Source organism: Roseimaritima multifibrata (assembly GCF_007741495.1).
GTDB lineage: Bacteria > Planctomycetota > Planctomycetia > Pirellulales > Pirellulaceae > Roseimaritima > Roseimaritima multifibrata.
Genome location: NZ_CP036262.1, coordinates 4133635 through 4150629, shown reverse-complemented (window position 1 = coordinate 4150629; position 16995 = coordinate 4133635). Strand labels below are relative to the sequence as shown.

General features: G+C 53.1%; 11 protein-coding genes. 4 read left to right on the top strand and 7 right to left on the bottom strand.

The annotated features are described in order from the left end of the window. Positions 1 to 6: 6 nt before the first annotated feature. Positions 7 to 606 carry a glycosyltransferase family 25 protein gene (locus tag FF011L_RS14930; RefSeq protein ID WP_145352451.1) on the top strand — a complete coding sequence of 200 codons (600 nt, stop codon included), beginning with the start codon at positions 7 to 9 and terminating at the stop codon, positions 604 to 606. A 613-nt stretch (positions 607 to 1219) separates the two neighbouring features. Further along, the gene (locus FF011L_RS26355) at positions 1220 to 3319 is read left to right on the top strand and encodes a 3-keto-disaccharide hydrolase (RefSeq protein WP_218932645.1); all 2100 of its coding nucleotides are present in this window, start codon (positions 1220 to 1222) and stop codon (positions 3317 to 3319) included. Between the two features lie 37 nt (positions 3320 to 3356). Here the strand turns inward: FF011L_RS26355 and FF011L_RS14920 are convergent, their stop codons facing one another. Then, positions 3357 to 4994, bottom strand: a complete 1638-nt coding sequence (locus FF011L_RS14920) for a TolC family protein (protein WP_145352450.1) — start codon at positions 4992 to 4994, stop codon at positions 3357 to 3359. Positions 4995 to 5260: 266 nt separating this feature from the next. Here FF011L_RS14920 and FF011L_RS14915 point away from each other — a divergent pair, with 266 nt between their 5' ends. Then, positions 5261 to 6583 (top strand): efflux RND transporter periplasmic adaptor subunit, encoded by a 1323-nt coding sequence (locus tag FF011L_RS14915; RefSeq protein WP_246109425.1) that lies wholly within the window; start codon positions 5261 to 5263, stop codon positions 6581 to 6583. A 108-nt stretch (positions 6584 to 6691) separates the two neighbouring features. After that, positions 6692 to 9832 carry an efflux RND transporter permease subunit gene (locus FF011L_RS14910; RefSeq protein ID WP_145352449.1) on the top strand — a complete coding sequence of 1047 codons (3141 nt, stop codon included), beginning with the start codon at positions 6692 to 6694 and terminating at the stop codon, positions 9830 to 9832. Position 9833: 1 nt separating this feature from the next. Here FF011L_RS14910 and FF011L_RS14905 read toward each other — a convergent pair whose 3' ends face one another. The 6 genes from FF011L_RS14905 to FF011L_RS14880 all read right to left on the bottom strand — a co-directional run bounded on the left by FF011L_RS14905 (position 9834) and on the right by FF011L_RS14880 (position 16981). Beyond that, positions 9834 to 11375 carry a sulfatase gene (locus FF011L_RS14905; RefSeq protein ID WP_145352448.1) on the bottom strand — a complete coding sequence of 514 codons (1542 nt, stop codon included), beginning with the start codon at positions 11373 to 11375 and terminating at the stop codon, positions 9834 to 9836. A 67-nt stretch (positions 11376 to 11442) separates the two neighbouring features. Beyond that, positions 11443 to 12372 carry a hypothetical protein gene (locus FF011L_RS14900; protein ID WP_145352447.1) on the bottom strand — a complete coding sequence of 310 codons (930 nt, stop codon included), beginning with the start codon at positions 12370 to 12372 and terminating at the stop codon, positions 11443 to 11445. A 106-nt stretch (positions 12373 to 12478) separates the two neighbouring features. Further along, positions 12479 to 13918, bottom strand: a complete 1440-nt coding sequence (locus FF011L_RS14895; protein WP_246109424.1) for a BNR-4 repeat-containing protein — start codon at positions 13916 to 13918, stop codon at positions 12479 to 12481. 442 nt (positions 13919 to 14360) lie between these two features. Further along, a complete protein-coding gene (locus FF011L_RS26350; protein WP_218932644.1) occupies positions 14361 to 15143 on the bottom strand; it encodes a DUF1559 family PulG-like putative transporter in 783 nt (260 codons plus the stop codon). Positions 15144 to 15207: 64 nt separating this feature from the next. Continuing rightward, complete coding sequence (locus FF011L_RS14885) at positions 15208 to 16065, bottom strand: PEP-CTERM sorting domain-containing protein (protein WP_145352446.1); 858 nt, start codon at positions 16063 to 16065, stop codon at positions 15208 to 15210. A gap of 43 nt (positions 16066 to 16108) precedes the next feature. After that, positions 16109 to 16981 carry a DJ-1/PfpI family protein gene (locus FF011L_RS14880; protein ID WP_145352445.1) on the bottom strand — a complete coding sequence of 291 codons (873 nt, stop codon included), beginning with the start codon at positions 16979 to 16981 and terminating at the stop codon, positions 16109 to 16111. Positions 16982 to 16995: the final 14 nt, after the last annotated feature.

The following is a 16995-nucleotide window of genomic DNA, read 5'->3' as shown; positions in this document are numbered from 1 at the left end:
ACCCTCATGCACGTGTTTTTGATTTCGATGCCGGTGAATAGTCCGCGACGTGAGTCGGGGCTGCGCCAGATTAAGGCGACGGGATTGTCGTTCGAAATCGTCGACGGAGTCCAAGCTAGGCGGTGGCGGAAAGAAGAATTGCCGTGCGAGAAGGGATCGTGGTTGAAGCCCGGCGAGGTCGGTTGCTATCTGGCCCATCTACACGCTTTGCAACGAATTGTCGATTACGAAATGCCCTGGGCCTGTGTTCTGGAAGATGATTTTTGCTATGAGGCCAACCCCGATTTCGGTTTGGTCGAAATCGAATCTTACCTCCCCACCGATTTTGATTATGTTCATTTGCAGCGGGACTGCGGATGGAACCCAGACTTCAAAGTGCTCGAAGGGGGCAAGTACTTTGAACGAATTCACGGCACACCATGGGGGACGGTTGGGTATTTGATCAGCCAACGGTTGTGTCGCTTAATCCTTCGTGATCACACCCTGTGCAAATTGCCCATTGACAAACTGTTTGACCAATTGTCGCCAGAGGGGATCTTTTATCGCACCGTCAAACCCTTGGTCGGGGCTCATAACGGTTTTGGATCCGACGTGCATGGGACTTGATTTGAGGTATCAGTGGGGAACGGTTCCGCGTCGATCGGTGTGTCGCCTGGTCGGTCGTCTTACCATGTGACCAGCCGTTTGGCTGGGGATTTTCCCTCCGATTGAAGAATTGCGTTGCGGAAAAGTCGATTCCGGGCGCGGTTCGCATCCCGTCTTCCCACTTTCTCCTAATGAACAGACTTCGCCTTCTTAGAGGTAGGTGGACAGCCCGATTGGTTTTGGAATTCCGTTCCTCTCGAAACGGACGTCAACGATCGACGCCGAATCGTTCGGTAATTGAACGGTCGGGCGTTTTTGACGTCATCTGGTATGAAAACCTTAATGGTCATAGTTGCGACGGCAGTTTTCAGTGGCTAGCATGAGCCATAGTGGAGAGACGATGGTTTTGCAAATTCGGTCATGACGTGACCTGTTACAAGCCCCCTGCCTATGCGTTCCTTCCGTTGGCGACCTTCTATTCACGATAGAGGACGCTCCCCCTTCCTGTTTACTTTGCCTCAAATTGCTATTCGACCGTTTGCGTGTTATTGACTGTGATTGATGCATGCGGAACCGTTGGAATCCCGACCGATCATTCGGGACGATAGCCCTAACTAAATCAAGTGAGAGAACGATGGAACATACGTTTCGCCGCGCCGTAGTTGTTGGTGCTTTCTTTTTTAGTTTGGTGGTGATTGGTCCATCAACTGCAAAACTGATGGCGGAGGCTCCAAAGGGCTTTACGCCTCTTTTTAATGGCAAAGACCTTAGCGGCTGGAAGGGTTTGGTTGGAAATCCAAAGACTCGCGCTGCAATGAGTGAAGCCGATTTGGCGGCTGCTCAAGAGGTAGCCGACCAAAGCATGCGAGACCACTGGAAGGTCGTCGACGGTGCATTGGTCTTTGATGGTAAGGGGCAAAGTCTCTGTACCGAAAAAGACTACGGCGATTTTGAAATGTATGTCGATTGGAAAATTCTTGAAGGTGGTGATAGCGGAATCTATTTGCGTGGCAGTCCTCAGATCCAGATTTGGGATACCGAACACAAGGACTACTTTCGGCATGGTGCTGAAAATGGATCCGGCGCATTGTGGAACAACAAAGACAACCCACGAATGCCAATGGTCAAGGCAGATAAACCTGTCGGCGAGTGGAATCGATTTTACATTCGCATGATCGGTGAACGTGTCACGATCAAACTGAATGATCAGTTGGTGACCGACAATGTCGTGATGGAAAATTTGTGGGAACGAGGGCTACCGATTTATCGCAACGGTCAGATCGAATTGCAGAATCATGGGAACACGTTGTACTTCCGCGATATTTCGATTCGGGAAATCGACGCGGAAGAGGCCAACGCAATTCTGAGTGAAGATAAAGCCGGGCAGTTTGAAAGTATCTTCAACGGCACCGACCTTTCGGGATGGAGCGGAGACGTCGATGACTATAAGGTCGAAGATGGCAAACTGATTTCGATCGCTGGTAAATCAGGGATCATCTATACCGATAAGGAGTACAAAGACTTTGTAGCTCGTGTCGAATTCAAACTTCCTCCAGCGGGCAACAATGGATTGCTGATCCGGTATGAAGCGGGGAATCCAGAGAAGCTTGAACTGCAGATTTTGGACGACGACGATTCGCGGTACGAAAAACTGGATGTCCGCCAATACAATGGTTCCATCTATGGTCTGGTACCAGCACATCGCGGCTATTTGCGGCCAACGGGTGAATGGAATTTCCAGCAGGTCACCGTACGTGGATCAAAATTCAAAGTCGAATTGAATGGTTTTACCATCGTGGATGCCGACCTGTCCGAAGTGAAAGAATCGATGTCGGGAGCCGTCCCTGCCGCAGCAAAACGTGCAAGCGGACACTTTGGTTTGGCCGGACATAAAGAACCTGTTGAATTCCGGAACCTTTCGATTCGAACGTTGCCAGGTGAACCTGCTCTTCCACCTTCCGGCGAAGCAGCGATTTCGCCAACGGAGCGTATTGAGCTGTTTAACGGCGAGAACCTAGAAGGCTTTTACACCTGGATTCGTGGTTCGCGTTACTCCGATCCCAAGAAGGTCTTTACCGTTAAGGATGGCCAGATTCACATCAGTGGTGATGGGTATGGTGGATTGATTACGAATCAGAAATACCGTGACTACCATCTGGTTCTAGAGTTCATGTTGGGTGAAAAAACCTGGGGCGACCGAATTGATCGGGCTCGTGATTCGGGACTGTTGGTCCACGCCTGGGGACCAGACGGTGGATACAACAACACCTGGATGGCGTCGATCGAAGCTCAGATTATCGAAGGTGGTGTGGGTGACATTCTTGTCCTCTCGGGCACCGATCCCATCACCGGTCAGGTTTTGAAAACGACCTTAACCGCCGAGATCACCAAGGATCGCGATGGTGAAAAAGTGTGGAAGAAAGGTGGCGAACCGATCACGTTAAACGGCGGCCGGATCAACTGGTTTGGTCGTGACGTCGATTGGGCCGATAAGGTCGGTTTCCGCGGAAAAGACGATGTTGAAAGCCCCGTGAACGAGTGGACTCGTCTAGAGGTCATCGCCGACGGAGACACCCTGACCTATTTGGTAAACGGAGTCGTTGTCAATCAAGCGATCCATGCGGATCCTTCGGCTGGCAAGTTGATTCTGCAAACCGAGCAAGCCGAAATGTTCGTGCGAAAATTCGAACTGTGGCCGCTTGGAAAAGCTCCTGCGGCTGATTCCAAGAAATAAGGTCCATTGGCGATTGTCGCCCGTACAAGACCTTGAATTATTGATTGACCGCTGCAGTGACTGGCCAACCGAGGGCCCACTGCAAGCGGAGTTGTGATTGGTTATGGCGAACCACCGCCTCGGAGTACGCTCTTTGTGCGGACTCATAAGCCTGTACAGATTGCAGAACCTCCAAAGGCAGCCCTTGTCCGTCGCGAATGCGTTCTAGATTTCTTTCGTACGATTGCCGTGCGTTAACAATCGCTCCTTGGGTGATTTCTATCTGCCGCCGGCGGAACTGGACCTGGGCAAGGGATTCGGAAACGTCGGCCGCTACCTGATCCATCACTCGCAGTTTTTCGAAATTGGCTTGCTGAACTTGAGCCGATCGTTGTTTCCGTGCGGCTCGTTCGCCGAAGCCCATGTTGCGGACTTGCCAAGTCATCATCGCGTCGAAATCGTATCGGCCAGCGACGTCATTCAGGTCGTCGCCTAGACCGCCGCCGAAACCTCCTGTGCTGAACCCCAATAATACGCTGGGCACAAAGGGAGCGAACTTTTCACGTTGGTATGCTTCGCAGGCGGCTGCGACCAATGCCTGTGACTCTTTCAGTTCCGGACGGTTCGCCAATCCGATTTGAATCAATGAAGACTTTCCGGTTTGGTCGGCGACCATTTCCAAGGGAACGACATTGGTATCCATTGGTACGATTTGACTGGAGGCTTCGATACTGATCGCTTGAGCCAGTCGAGCCGATGCGACCGCCGTCCGCTCTTGGGCGGCAACGTGGCGGTTTTGTGCCAATGCCAGTTCGGTACGCAGCCGATCGGCGTCTGCTTCTAGCCCTTGGCCAGCTTCGGCAAAATTGACGGTCAGATCTGCAAGGCTTCCCAGACGGGCTACCGATTCGTGGATGATTCGTTCGTCCTGGTGAGCGTCCAGCAGTTCCATATAGGCACTGCCTGCCGTCAGCAATTGCTCGTTCAGAGTGGCTCCGGCGGCGTGTCCACGAGCCCAAGCGGTCTTTTGGGCGATTTCCGGTTGGAAGATGGCATCGGCCAGATGGAACTGGGCAATCAGTCCAGGACGCGGAGTCGTGCCGGCGCCGACGGCGCCCGCTCCAAGACCGTACTGAAAGGAGTTTCGGTTGACGTCGACGATCGATCCATCGCTCGCTTGGTAGTTCCCGTCATGGCGTTGAAAACTAAATCCTGCTTGGATCGAAGGTAGCCAGAGCGATTTCGCCTGGGCGAGTTCGGCATAGGCTTGCTGAACTTGCCACCTGGCAAATCCAACCACCGGATGTTGTCCATCGATGGCGGCGAGGACCGACGGCAGATTCAATTGCACGACGGTCTGTTGAGCGTGATCGACTAAATTTCCGTCGGTCCCAGCGATGTCGTTGCCGGTGATTTGCGTGGGAATCGCGATCGGAACCGCCTGCTGGATCTCTGCTGTCTGTGGGTTTTCTGCAAGCAGGCCTAGCGTGGGGCTGTCCAGATGACCCACCTGTTTCACACCGGGAGCCGACGTATTCGTTTCCTCCATCGGGGGGCTTTGCAGCGGGGCCGATGCCGAATCGACCTTTTCGGAAGACCGAGTATTGATGAGAGGGATTTCCGGCCGGCCATTGCTGACACACCCCGCCGATAGGATCAGGCTTGTGAGTAGCAATCGTTTGTAGTTCTTTGGCATCTTGCCGTCCTCGGTGATCGACTTTCGAGATTCCCGTCGCACGCATTCTCCCTAACACTCCGGTGCTGCGCTTTATTCTTCGGATTCCGAACGGTCCGATGATCATGCCTGTGACCAGGTAATTGGGTGGTTCCCGTTTTTCCGGCATCGAACATGTCTCTTGGGGGAACTATGCTACAGGTTCAGCTCAGCGAAACTTGGTCAGCTATTGCGAAAGTAGCGATTCTGCGGGCTGGACCCGAAAATCTGTGAGAGCAGGAACACGCATGCCTCTTCTTTTTGACCGAAAACTGTCAGCTATTGGCTTATTGGGATTCGTTTTGGCGGTCGCTGGCTGCCATTCCGAGCAGGCGGTTTCCCTTTCTCCCGAGAAATCGGCGGATGTCCGCGTGAAGACGGTTTCCGCGATCACGACCGATGTTGATAAGAAGACGTTCCAACCGGCCACCGTCCTCGCCTATTACGAAACGGAGATTCGCTGCAAAGTTTCCGGTTTCGTGGCGGAACTGAACGTCGACATGGGAGATTTTGTCCAGAAAGGAGATCCATTGGCCGTGCTCGATATTCCCGAGCTACGGAAAAAGCAGCGGACCCTGGACGCACGGATTGAATTGCTTGTCGCAAAAGAAGAGGGAGCCGCTTCTGGAGTCGACCTGGCGGAAGCATCCGTACAGTCTGCGAAGGCTCAGCTGGAACAAGCGAAATCGGAACTTGGAAGCGTTCAAGCCTCGTTAGCGGCGGCCGAAGCGGAATTTGATCGGACGAATGATTTGGTCCAACGTGGTTCTTTGCAAAACCGAATCCTCGATGAGGTCCGCAAAAAGCGTGATTCCGCGACCGCAGGGTTGGGGGCAATCAAGTCAGCCGTGGTATCGGCAGAGGCTGAGGTGGCGGTTGCTGTGGCATCCAAGGCGGCCGCTGCCGCTAAGTTGCGCTCAGCCCAGGCAGAGACCAAAGTCGGTAGAGGTGAACTGGACGAACTGCTTGTCCTGATTGAATACGCAACACTGAAGGCTCCGTTTGACGGCGTGATCACGGAAAGAAACGTCAATCTTGGAGACCTAGTCGACGGACAGCTGAACGCTGGCTCGGACTCTCTGTTTGTGCTTAGCCAAATCGACAAGGTTCGCATCCATATCCCCGTTCCGGAAATGGATGCCCCATTTGTTCAAAGAGGAGATTCGGTAAACATCCGTTTCCCTTCCTTCGCGTCGGAACCGGCTTTGGCAGCGTCCGTTTCCCGGATTGCTGAAAGTCTGGATCCAAAGACTCGAACGATGATCGTCGAAGCGGAAGTGGAAAACACTGATAGGAAATGGCTGCCAGGCATGTTCGGTGAAGCTTCGATCGATTTAGAAACCAAGGTCGCGGTCAACATGCTCCCTTCGCGTGCCGTGCGGTTCGATGAATCAGGGCAGGCATACGTTTATCTGGTCAGCGAAGACAATACGGTCCAGGTGACGACTGTCACAACCGGTTTGGATACCGGCAATGAAATAGAAATCCTAACCGGCATGGTTGCTGGCCAGCGGGTGATCGACGGACATCTGAAACGGTTCACTGATGGCCAACGGGTCGACCCGTTGTAAAGACGGAATCGCACGGGCCATTTGATACCCGAGAATTCAACCTGATCTCTATCCCCTTGCGTCGCGTCTCTTTTCGCCTGCCGCCAGTCACCCCTGCTGCTTGAAATAATGAGCCTCATACGATTCTCTCTGAATAACCGTTTTGCTGTTCTCGCGGCTGTCATCGCGCTGTGTGTCTTGGGCGCTTCGGTGATTCCCGGGATCACCATTGATATCTTGCCAGATTTCAAAAAGCCGGTGATCGTAAGCTTTTTTTCCTATCCGGGGTTACCCACCATGGATATGGAAAAGTCCGTTACTTCCCGAGTGGAACGAGCGTTGACTCTGGCGGGGAAGATCGAACATCAGGAATCGCGGACCGTGCCGGGGGCCGCAGTGATCAAGGTCTTCTTCCAACCCGGAGCGGATCCAAGTTCCGCGATGAACGACATTGTGAACTTGGAAGCGAGTGACATGTTCCATTTGCCGCCGGGGATTGAATGGCCGTTCACGCTGCGTAGCGAACCCGCCAATCTGCCGGTTGTGCTGGCGGCCATTTCGGGTGAGGGGCTAAGCGAATCGGAACTCTACTCCATCGGATACTACGCGGTCCGTAACAAGATGGGAGGCCTGAAAGGGGTTCAGATTCCGCATCCTTTCGGTGGCAAATTCCGTCAGATGATGGTCTATGTGGACCCCGTCAAATTGCAGGCTCATCAGGTTAGCGCAACGGAGGTTGTCGAAGCGTTACGTAAATCGAATCTGGTTCTTGCGGCCGGGAGTGCAGTGATCGGCGATACCGATTACCTCGTCCACCCTCGAAACACGCTCCCCACGATTGAAGAAATCGAAGCGGTCCCGGTTGTCGTTCGCGATGGTAACCCTGTTTTCATTCGCGATGTCGGTCGAGTCGTGGATGATTCGGCGCTGCAGTACAACATTGTTCGCGTGAATGGTAATCGAAGTGTCTACTGTCCTTTGCTTCGCGAACCAGGAGAGAACACGATCGCGGTTGTCGATCGAATCTACGAAGGGATTCGCACCGAAATTCCTAAGATGAAGGAACGAGGCGATATCCCCGAGGCGACCGAGGTCACGCTTGTTTCGGATCAGTCGGGTTACATCCGCGGGGCAATGTCTAGCCTGCTAACGCAGGTCGGGTTGGGCGCGTTATTGGTTGGGGTAGTGGTTCTTGTTTTCTTGCGAAGGTTCCTGCCAACGGCCATCATTGTGGCAACGATTCTGTTTGCGATCCTGATGGGGGCGCTTGGGTTTGCGTTCACCGGACAAACCATCAACGTGATGACGTTGGGTGGGATTGCTCTGGCTATCGGAACCGTGGTCGATGCGGGGATTGTTGTGGTGGAGAACATCATCCGACATCAACGAATGGGCAAGTCACCGTTGCAGGCAGCCCGTGATGGAGCCAGTGAAGTTTCGGGGGCCATCCTCGCTGGGACGATTACGACTCTTGCCGTCTTCCTGCCCGCTGTCTTTTTGACGGGGATGATCAAGTATCTTTTTGCTCCGCTTGCGTTGGCAGCAACATTGACAATCGGATCTTCCTATCTTCTTGCGCTAACGGTTGTCCCTGCCTTCTGTGCAACGTTTGTGCGTGAAAAGGTTCAACGAAAAGGAGATAGGACGGAGGACTTGGCGGGCGACGATTCAAAGCCCCGCGGGATTTACGGGCGCCTGCTGGCAGGGGCTATGAAGATCCCTGCATTGACGTCGGTGGTGATCATCGCCTGCGTGGGTGCCAGTTTCCTGCTGTGGCCTAGCCTCGGCACGGAACTGTTTCCTGAAGTCGACGCAGGTAGTTTTGAAATTCGACTGAAAACGCTGCCGGGGACGAAGCTTCAGGATACCGAGAAATTGGTGGCTCGGATCGAAGATTCGATTAAGGAAGTCATTCCGGAGGATCGCATCAAAACGTTGATCGCCAATATCGGTTTGCCTGTCGGAAAAGGGGCGGGGTTCTCTACCGTGTTGAGTTCCAATTCTGGGCCCGATACGGCTTACATCATCGTCAATCTAAATCAACAGAAACGGGACACTTCCAGCAAAGTCTATATCAATCAGCTGCGAGAAAAATTTAAAGCCGAGTACCCGTTAGAAGAGTTCCTGTTTGTTTCGGGAGGGATCGTTAATATGGCCCTGAACGAAGGCGTCCCGACGCCGATCAGCGTTCAGGTCTCAGCCGGCTCGCTCGCGCAGTGTCGCGATTCGGCCGAACGTATCGTCCAGGCAATCAAGCCGATCGCTGGGGCCGCCGACGTGCAGATCGCTCAGTCGCTTGACTACCCGCAGTTTGATGTGCAAGTCGACCGGACGCGAGCCAAGTACCTTGGCGTCGACCAAGAACAAGTCGCTCAGACAATGCTGACGGCGCTGGGGTCGAGTGTCGGTTATTCGCCGACGATTTGGATCGATCCCAAAACCGGAGTCGACTTCTTCATGGGGGTCCAATACGAAGACAATAAATTTGAATCGTTGGATGACATTCGTAACATGCCCATATCCCTGGACACACCGAAGGGGCCTGTGACAATTCCGCTGTCCAACATTGCAACCGTCAAGCGTGTGAACATTCCCGCGGAGATCGCCCATTACAACATTTCCCGAGTCAACGATGTCCACGTCAATGTCGTGGGGCGTGACCTAGGGAGCGTCGCTGCGGATATCGAACGGACTCTTGCTGGAATTGAATTTGAAAATGGAGTCTCGGTTGCGCTGCGTGGTCCTGTGGAAAAGATGAACGAAGGGATGAGTATGCTGGGCGCCGGTTTGGCCGTTGCCACGCTGCTGGTCTATTTGGTTCTGATGGCGCAGTTCCGATCGCTGGTCGATCCTTTGATCATTATGTTGGCAGTGCCGCTTGGTATTGGCGGCGTGATCACGGTGTTGTTCCTGACCGATACCTACGTGAATATCCAGTCGTTGATGGGGACGCTGATGATGATTGGAGTGGTCGTTAACAATTCGATCCTGTTGGTCGAATTCGCCAACCGTCGCTGTGCGGAAGGTCTTTCGCCCCGAGACGCTGCTTTCTCTGCAGCTCAAGTCCGCCTTCGACCGATTTTGATGACTTCGTTGACGCTGGTCGCTTCGATGTTACCGCTGTCGTTTCAGCTTGCTCCGGGAAACGAAGCGATGATTCCGTTGGCCAGAGCGGTCTTGGGCGGGATGGTCGTGTCGACGATGCTGACTTTGTTCCTCGTGCCCTGTGTCTATTCCGTCGTTCATCGCAATAAAGTAATCGCCACCTAAGCTATAACGCTTCCTTTGGAATCTGTTCCAAGAACGCGTTTCGAACGGTTTGGTGCTGGGGATCCTTCGAGAGATTGCTCCACTCGTTTGGATCGTTGACCAGATCGTATAGTTCGTCCGTTCCGTCGGCGTAACGAATGAAACGCCAGCGTGTCGAGCGAAGCGAGATGTTTCCTGGTTCAAACGAGGTAACAACCTTCCGTTCGCTAGGGGGGGAAGGATAACGCAAATGCGGGACAAGGCTTGCGCCGTCCATGCCGGTTGGCCCTGTCAGTTGGCACATTTCTAAAAGAGTTGGATAAAGGTCAAGCAGGCTAACGGGTTGGGCGCAGACTTGGCCAAGGTGCTTGTATTCACCATTCTTGTTCTTGGGAGGCACAACCGACAGCAGGACGCGTGTCGATCGTTCCCATCCGGTCCATTTGCCCCAGTGCTGTTTTTCACCCAGGTGCCAACCGTGGTCGCTCCACAGCACAATGATGGTGTTGTCACCAAATTTGCCGTCGTCCAACGCGTCCAGCAAACGTCCAATTTGGCCATCGACGTAGGTCGTACATGCCAAGTAAGCTTTGACCGCTTCTTCCCACTGCCCGTACTTCAGCACGGTTGCATGGAGGCCTGCGGTGTCCGCTTCTAATGCCCACTCCTTCCCTGCTCCGCTAAGGTCTTGAAGGTCGGTATCCAGATGAGGCGGCAATTGAATTTTCTTTCCTTCGAATCTTTCGAAATACTCTTTGGGGGCCCAAAGTGGTATGTGAGGTCGATAATATCCAACGCCTAGGAAGAAGGGTTGGTCATGGGGTGCTTGTAATTGCTGGATTGCCCAATCGGTGATTTGAGTGTCTCCCATGGCCGAATCAGGAACGTCTAGGGGGCCCCAGTCAAAGGATTCTCCGTCTTTGGTATCCGGTCGACGGTCCGACGGCATGTTGTTTAGTGGAAGGATAACCGGATCCGCGGTTAGGTTTTGTTTGACAACGTGTTGCGGGTTGTCTGACCTTTTGGATGGTAATTCTGCTTTTGAGTAGGCAACCGCTTTTCGAGTAAATGGGCTCCATCGTTGTTCAACATCGAAGTGGCTGTCAAACATTCTGCGATTGGCTACGGGGCCGGAATGCATCATCTTTCCAGTCCCCAGCGTTTCATATCCGCCCGCTTTAAAGGCATGCGGGATCAGTTGCATGTCTGGTTGCAAGGCATGCAGTTTGGGACTGAGATTGGACCACACTCCCGTTTTCCAGGGCATCTTCCCGCTGAAAATGGCGGCCCGTGAAGGGTTGCAGGCAGGGGAAGCGCAGTGCGCATTGGAAAACAGAATTCCGCGTTTCGCCAATCGGTCAATGTTGGGCGTTTGAGCTTGAGGATGTCCGTTAAGGCAACCGACCCAGTCGTTTAGGTCATCGACCGCGATGAACAGAACATTAGGTCGTTCGGTGACCGTTTGTTTTTCAGCGCGGCATTCGGATGACGACTGAAGGAACGTGAATCCCATCAGGAACGCGAAAGAAAACAGCAAGCGGTGGCTTTTCGGATGTTGGCTCATGTGCCTTGTTCTCCGTCGAGTGGCGGATGGTTTGGGGACATTCAGGGAATGGGATTCAGTCTGTCTGTTAGTTGACGATTTCGGCTTGTTCCTTCGAGTACTTTTCCCAAAGAGCGTCTAAGCTGGTAGCGATGCTGTCTGCGTCTCCGACAACAAGCCAGTAGCGGTAATTTAGTGTGGTTTTAGGCCCGAGAACGATTCGGCTGATCGGTGCGACGTGCATACAGGGCCCCGCAGTCGGGTCGGTGCTTTGACCTTGCCCGTGCGGGCCAAAGTTCCAGTGAAGATTCGAAGTCGGACTGAAAATGGCAACGCCTTGACCATCTTCGTCAAACAGAGCCATCGATTTCCGCGGTGGATTGGCTTTGCCCCACGGCGGACCCGGAGGCTGTGTTTCCAAACGCCATTCGTTGTTTCCGAGGTAACTTTTGACGGTGGAGAAGTTCCTAGTGAAATAGCATGCGGGAACTTCCTGAGCACGATTCTTGGCCGAGCCCCATCGGTCGTACTGGTCACGTAAAGACTGAAATTCGCAGCGTACGACAATGGAATTCGGAACGGACGCTTCAAACGTGGTCCACTGTTTCATCAACGCCTTCGCTTCTTCGTTGGGCATGTCCCAAAGCTTCGGCGTTGTTTCGGAGTACAAGCTTTGTCCATCCTGTTCGATTTTGGATGCGATTGCCCACGATCCGACGCCACCTCCCTGAATCGGGTTCCATGACCAAGGGCTCCACGATTTGCTCTGCCCATCCGCACGTCGATCCAGGATGTTGCCCGCGTAGTAAGATTGCTGGATCAGCCGACCCGGGTCTGCAATATTGACCATGTTGTTGGGGTAGGTCTTGGAGGACAGCCAAGTGATCGATCCTCCCTTGTCGCGATCGATCCCGATTTTGATCGTCCCGTTATCAATGGAATGAAGTTCTTCGGCTTTCAAAATTTCTGCCCCTGCGGGCAGGAGAAGGGAAAACGCAAGAAGTAGATGGAGTCGCATGATGTTTTTCAGGTTTTCAGGTTGTTGACTGGATCGTGTTGGGATGCAAAATTCGGTCGCCTAAAGGCCGGATGCATGGTAACGCAACGGGATGCTTTTTTTCTGGTTACGGCGAAACCAGGATAGGTTTCGCTGTGTCAGTCGTCATCGATCGAGGGAGTTGAAAGACATCCCCTGCCGCGTTGGCAAAGTACAGGTGAGACTCGGAAGGTTTGCGCCCGTGTCCGTCGGCCCAGATCGCGACAAAATCAGGATGTCCATTGAGGGCTCTCCGCACGTAAGTGTGGTTCATCGGACTACCCTCTGTCATTTGCCGCATTTTCGTCCAGGTCGCCCCTTGGTCGGAACTCTTCCACATGGCGACTTCGCCGCCGGGATTATACGCCTGAGGTCCGGTTTCCGTCGGTCCGATAACCCGCCAGTCATTCTCTCCCATCATCCACAATTCGCCGAAGTCGTAATTGTTGTCAGAGGTGGTGATTGGCGAGAGCTTCCAGTCGGACCCGGTCCAGCGGGCGATCATCCAAGTGCGAGGATCATTGCGAGGCCCCGATTCGTAGCCTCCGCTGGTGATGTACAGCAACACGGGGCGATCTTGTGCGTCGAATCGCAGGTCTTTCAGATAGACGTTCAAACCTTCCGATTCATAATCGTGGATCAGGGCATCGTTTTGAACTTCGGTCAGCGGAGTCTGTAGGGTTCGTCCATCAACGGTCTGCCAGGATTCTCCGTTGTTAAGCGTTTCGATGTAATACAGGTTGGTCCGCCAGTTCAGTCCCTTTCCGTTTGGGTGGTAGTTGAACATCGATCCAAGTTTCGCATGACCGATACCTGAGATTTGGTAGTGGCCTTGATCAATATGCGCCAACCGTTGCCAATCGCTCCATTCGCTTCCGTTGGGGCTTTGCATGAAGCAAATGGTTCGGGCGGCGGGATAGTTGTAGCGAGTGAAAAAGGCATGGAAGCCCTCTTTTGAATGCCACATCTGCATGTAGGAGAAATTGGTGATCGGCTGGCGATCCTGCCCCACCTGTCGCGTCGCCGGGATAAGTTCAAATTCGTTGATGTCGAATGGACGTTTGCTGCGGTGAATGTACGAAGGACGCCCTGTCCCATGAGACGTCGAAAAGATCCAGATGTGCCCTGCATCGTCGACGGAGATCACGGGATTATCGTGGGCGTCGTCCGTTTTCTTGTCCAACAAAATGGTCGGTCGAGGAACCGTTTGCGTGTCGTGGTCAAAATAGGAGACCATGTGCAACAGTTTACGGCTATCGGTAGAGGTCGCACCGCCGTAACAGAAAAACGTCTTGTTCACCGACTCGCAGTAGATCGCAAACGGTTTGTGCTTTGCACAGTAAGTCCCCAGGCCTCCACTGTATTTGTAGACGTACTCGTCCCCGGAGGGCTGGTTCATGTACCAGATACCTCGATAGCCGTCCGCTTTCTGGTTAAGTGTGATTGTCTCTTCGCCCATCACGGACGATGCCATGCTTAGGAAGGTTAGCGACAACCAAAGAAAGTTTGTTGCGAGCTTGCTTTTCACGGTATTTTTAAGGGGGCTTTTAGAAGTTGGAATGCGGCGAAATCTTTAAGACACGTCTTCGTAGTATTCGGACAGCGCACGAGCGACCGCTCATTGTAGTTTACCAAACCGAGAAAGTCGGGAGGGGGCCGCGTAAAAGCCAGCCCTGCGGACAAAGCGTGGAGAACGATTGATGGCGAAGTGAAATGACCGGAAGGAATCTTTACCGAAGACGCACCGATTTAGTCGCGCATTCAATCTGTGGTAGGGCGCCGGAGGTGATTGCCTGATTGAAGAGCGGCGAGCTCCGATCCGGGTGGCTTAGCCTTGCATCGATCGCCGGGATGCCGTTTCTTTCCATTCGCCTGACAATGGGTTTTTGCAAAACCCGTTTGCCGTTGTCTCTCTTCGGACGATTGTTGCGTTCACGTAGTGGTACTCCGTCGAGAGGCTACCCTGTTCTTCACCATTCGCCTAAGACTTCTCGGTTGTTTCTGTCGTAAGCTTTACGCCAGACATCGGCTGAAATACTTGAACTTACGGATCGGACACTTCCGTCTCCTAACCCAACGTACAGCAATCCTGGGTGGGTACTGCTGAACCAGTCTAGTGAACAGTCTGTACGTTCGCGGACTCCATAGTTGGATGCTATGGGGACAAGCGGTTCTAAGGGCAAGAAATTTAAGTTCCAGTAGCTTTCAAAGTAGGTTCCACCCCACATGGACCATGGCCCCGTGTCAGGGAAATTACACTGAACGACACGTTCAATGATCATCACGGTATTCGACGATCCTTTGCCCGAGAATGCTGTCGTCAAATTGAACTGACTCAGTCTTCCAGTAGACGGCCTAGGATTGGAACCTGGGTGAAAAACGTCTCGGTTGGTTGTGTACGATGCAACACGTTTTTGAGTCGCTGAACTACTTGTCGTGTCCGATGGGCAGAGGAAATAGTCAAGCCTGGAATTTGAGTCTGCATTGGTTGCTTCGATCTGTCCTTTAATCAACCAAAAGGTATTGGAGTATCGATACGGATCAGGGAATTGAAAATGCTCATTTCCCGGCAACCGACGCTCCGACCCTTCAAAGTTATGGATCGCAAGAGAGATCTGCTTGACGTGATTCTTGCATTTCACCTGCCGCGCCGTCTCCCGCACTCGTTGAACGGCGGGGAGTAGTAGCGCGAGCAAGATCGCAATGATGGCAATCACTACCAGCAGTTCGACAAGCGTAAATCCTCTTTTCATCTCAAATTCTCAAATTCTCAAAAAGTAGAGTTGCACGTACACGAGCTTGTGTCTTGCGACCTTGTTAGCCTTGGAGGGCCGTGACGCAGCCTGATCGAGAGGTTCGTCGTCGGCGGTAGGCGATTGCCATCAATCCAGAAACCCCCAGCACCACAAGGCTTGACGGTTCAGGCACTGCTGATGTCGACAAGTCGGCGGTCATGGAAAACGTACCGAATTGTTTGCCCAAAATAGCTCCATCAAACGCCGTCAAAGCGGCAGCAGCGAATAGGTCGCCACTAATTGTCAATTGGTCTCCTGCCACAGCAATGATCGCATTTCCCAGATCCGCAAAGGCTGCATTGCCAAAGTCAATGTTGCTAGTAAGAACCAAACCAGAATTGGCACCGCCCGCGCGAGTGGGGTCGTATCGTAGCGCGAAGTCGCCATAGAGGAGCGATCCGGCCGGGTCCGCTCCCCAACGTTGCATGCTTGTCAGTGCGATTTGTTCTCCCAAGACGGTATTTCCAACAAACCATCCATCGTTTGATGACCCGGACCACGAACCAAGGATGTCGCTCACATCGTCGATTTCAAGGGTTGTGGCCTGAGGGCTGCGTCCCGTTACGGTGGGTAGTACGGCGTCAAATGGTCGAATAGGATCGGCCAGGCTAACTTGCGTTGGCGATAATCTGTCGAAAGGCTTGTTTCCAGGGGCCGCTAACGCCAGGGTGTCGTCTCGAGGTGTGGTTGCGTCAAAGTATGCATCAAATCGGTGAATCGGAGTTCCAACGCCTTCATCCAGCGTCCAGCTTGCGAAACCTCCGATGATTGTCGCTGCGTGGGCTGGATACGCGGAGGCCAAAAAAATCAATAACAGGAATGGTCCGATTCTCGATTTAAAGTTGTTGCCAATAGGTTCAAAGGTTGGGAGAGTCTTCATTACTATTTTCCTAAGGAGAGAGTGGTAAAAAAATCGTTGTGATCTATTCGGCTAGTTGCTTCACCATTTGCCGAAATGGTTCGTGCATATGCATCAGCAGTCCACTGATTTGGGGATCGGCTTTGGCTTCACACCCTTTATCCATGGGTGGTTGTGGGTCGTATTCGGCAAATAGTTGAACGGCTTCCGCGTATTCTTCGTTGCGAAGGTCTTTGACCATCTGCAATCCGAAATCCAAACCGCTTGTCACTCCCGCACCCGTGATCCGGTTGCGGTCCACCACGACTCGCTGATCAACGGGGGTGGCTCCAAATTCGGACAACAGGTCACGAGTGATCCAGTGCGAGGTTGCCTTGTAGCCCTCTAGTAATCCCGCCGCCCCAAGTAGAACGGATCCGGTGCAGACGCTTGTCACGAATTCGGCATGCTTGCCTTTTTCAGCGACAAAGTTTCGCGTGACTTCGTCCTTTGCGGCGTCCAGAGTTCCACCGGTTCCGCCAGGGACAAACAGGATGGTTGGTCGCTCGGGGGCATCTTGGAACGAAATTGTCGGCCGCACCTCAATGCCGGTGTCGGTGACGACAGGATCGAGGGTTTTGGCGGCTAAGTGAACCTTTGCGCCCATCATTAATACAAACATGTGGTGTGGCCCAAAAAGATCGAGCGCCGTGAATCCCGGGTAAAGAAGCATCACAATCTGTTCGTTTCCGGTCCAGCCAGGCGGCCAATGCATGTTGTGATCATGCACACTAAGCAGTGGTTCAGCCGGAGTGCTTGACTTGGGATCATCCGCAAAACTGTGGTTGGGAATTTGGCTAAGTGCCGACGCGCCCAGTAGGGTCGCGAGTGTGTTTCGAAGGAATCTTCGACGCTCGGTAGGGAAGGTTGCTGATTCGGTAGGTGGATTGGTTTTCATGTTTTATTTTTTTG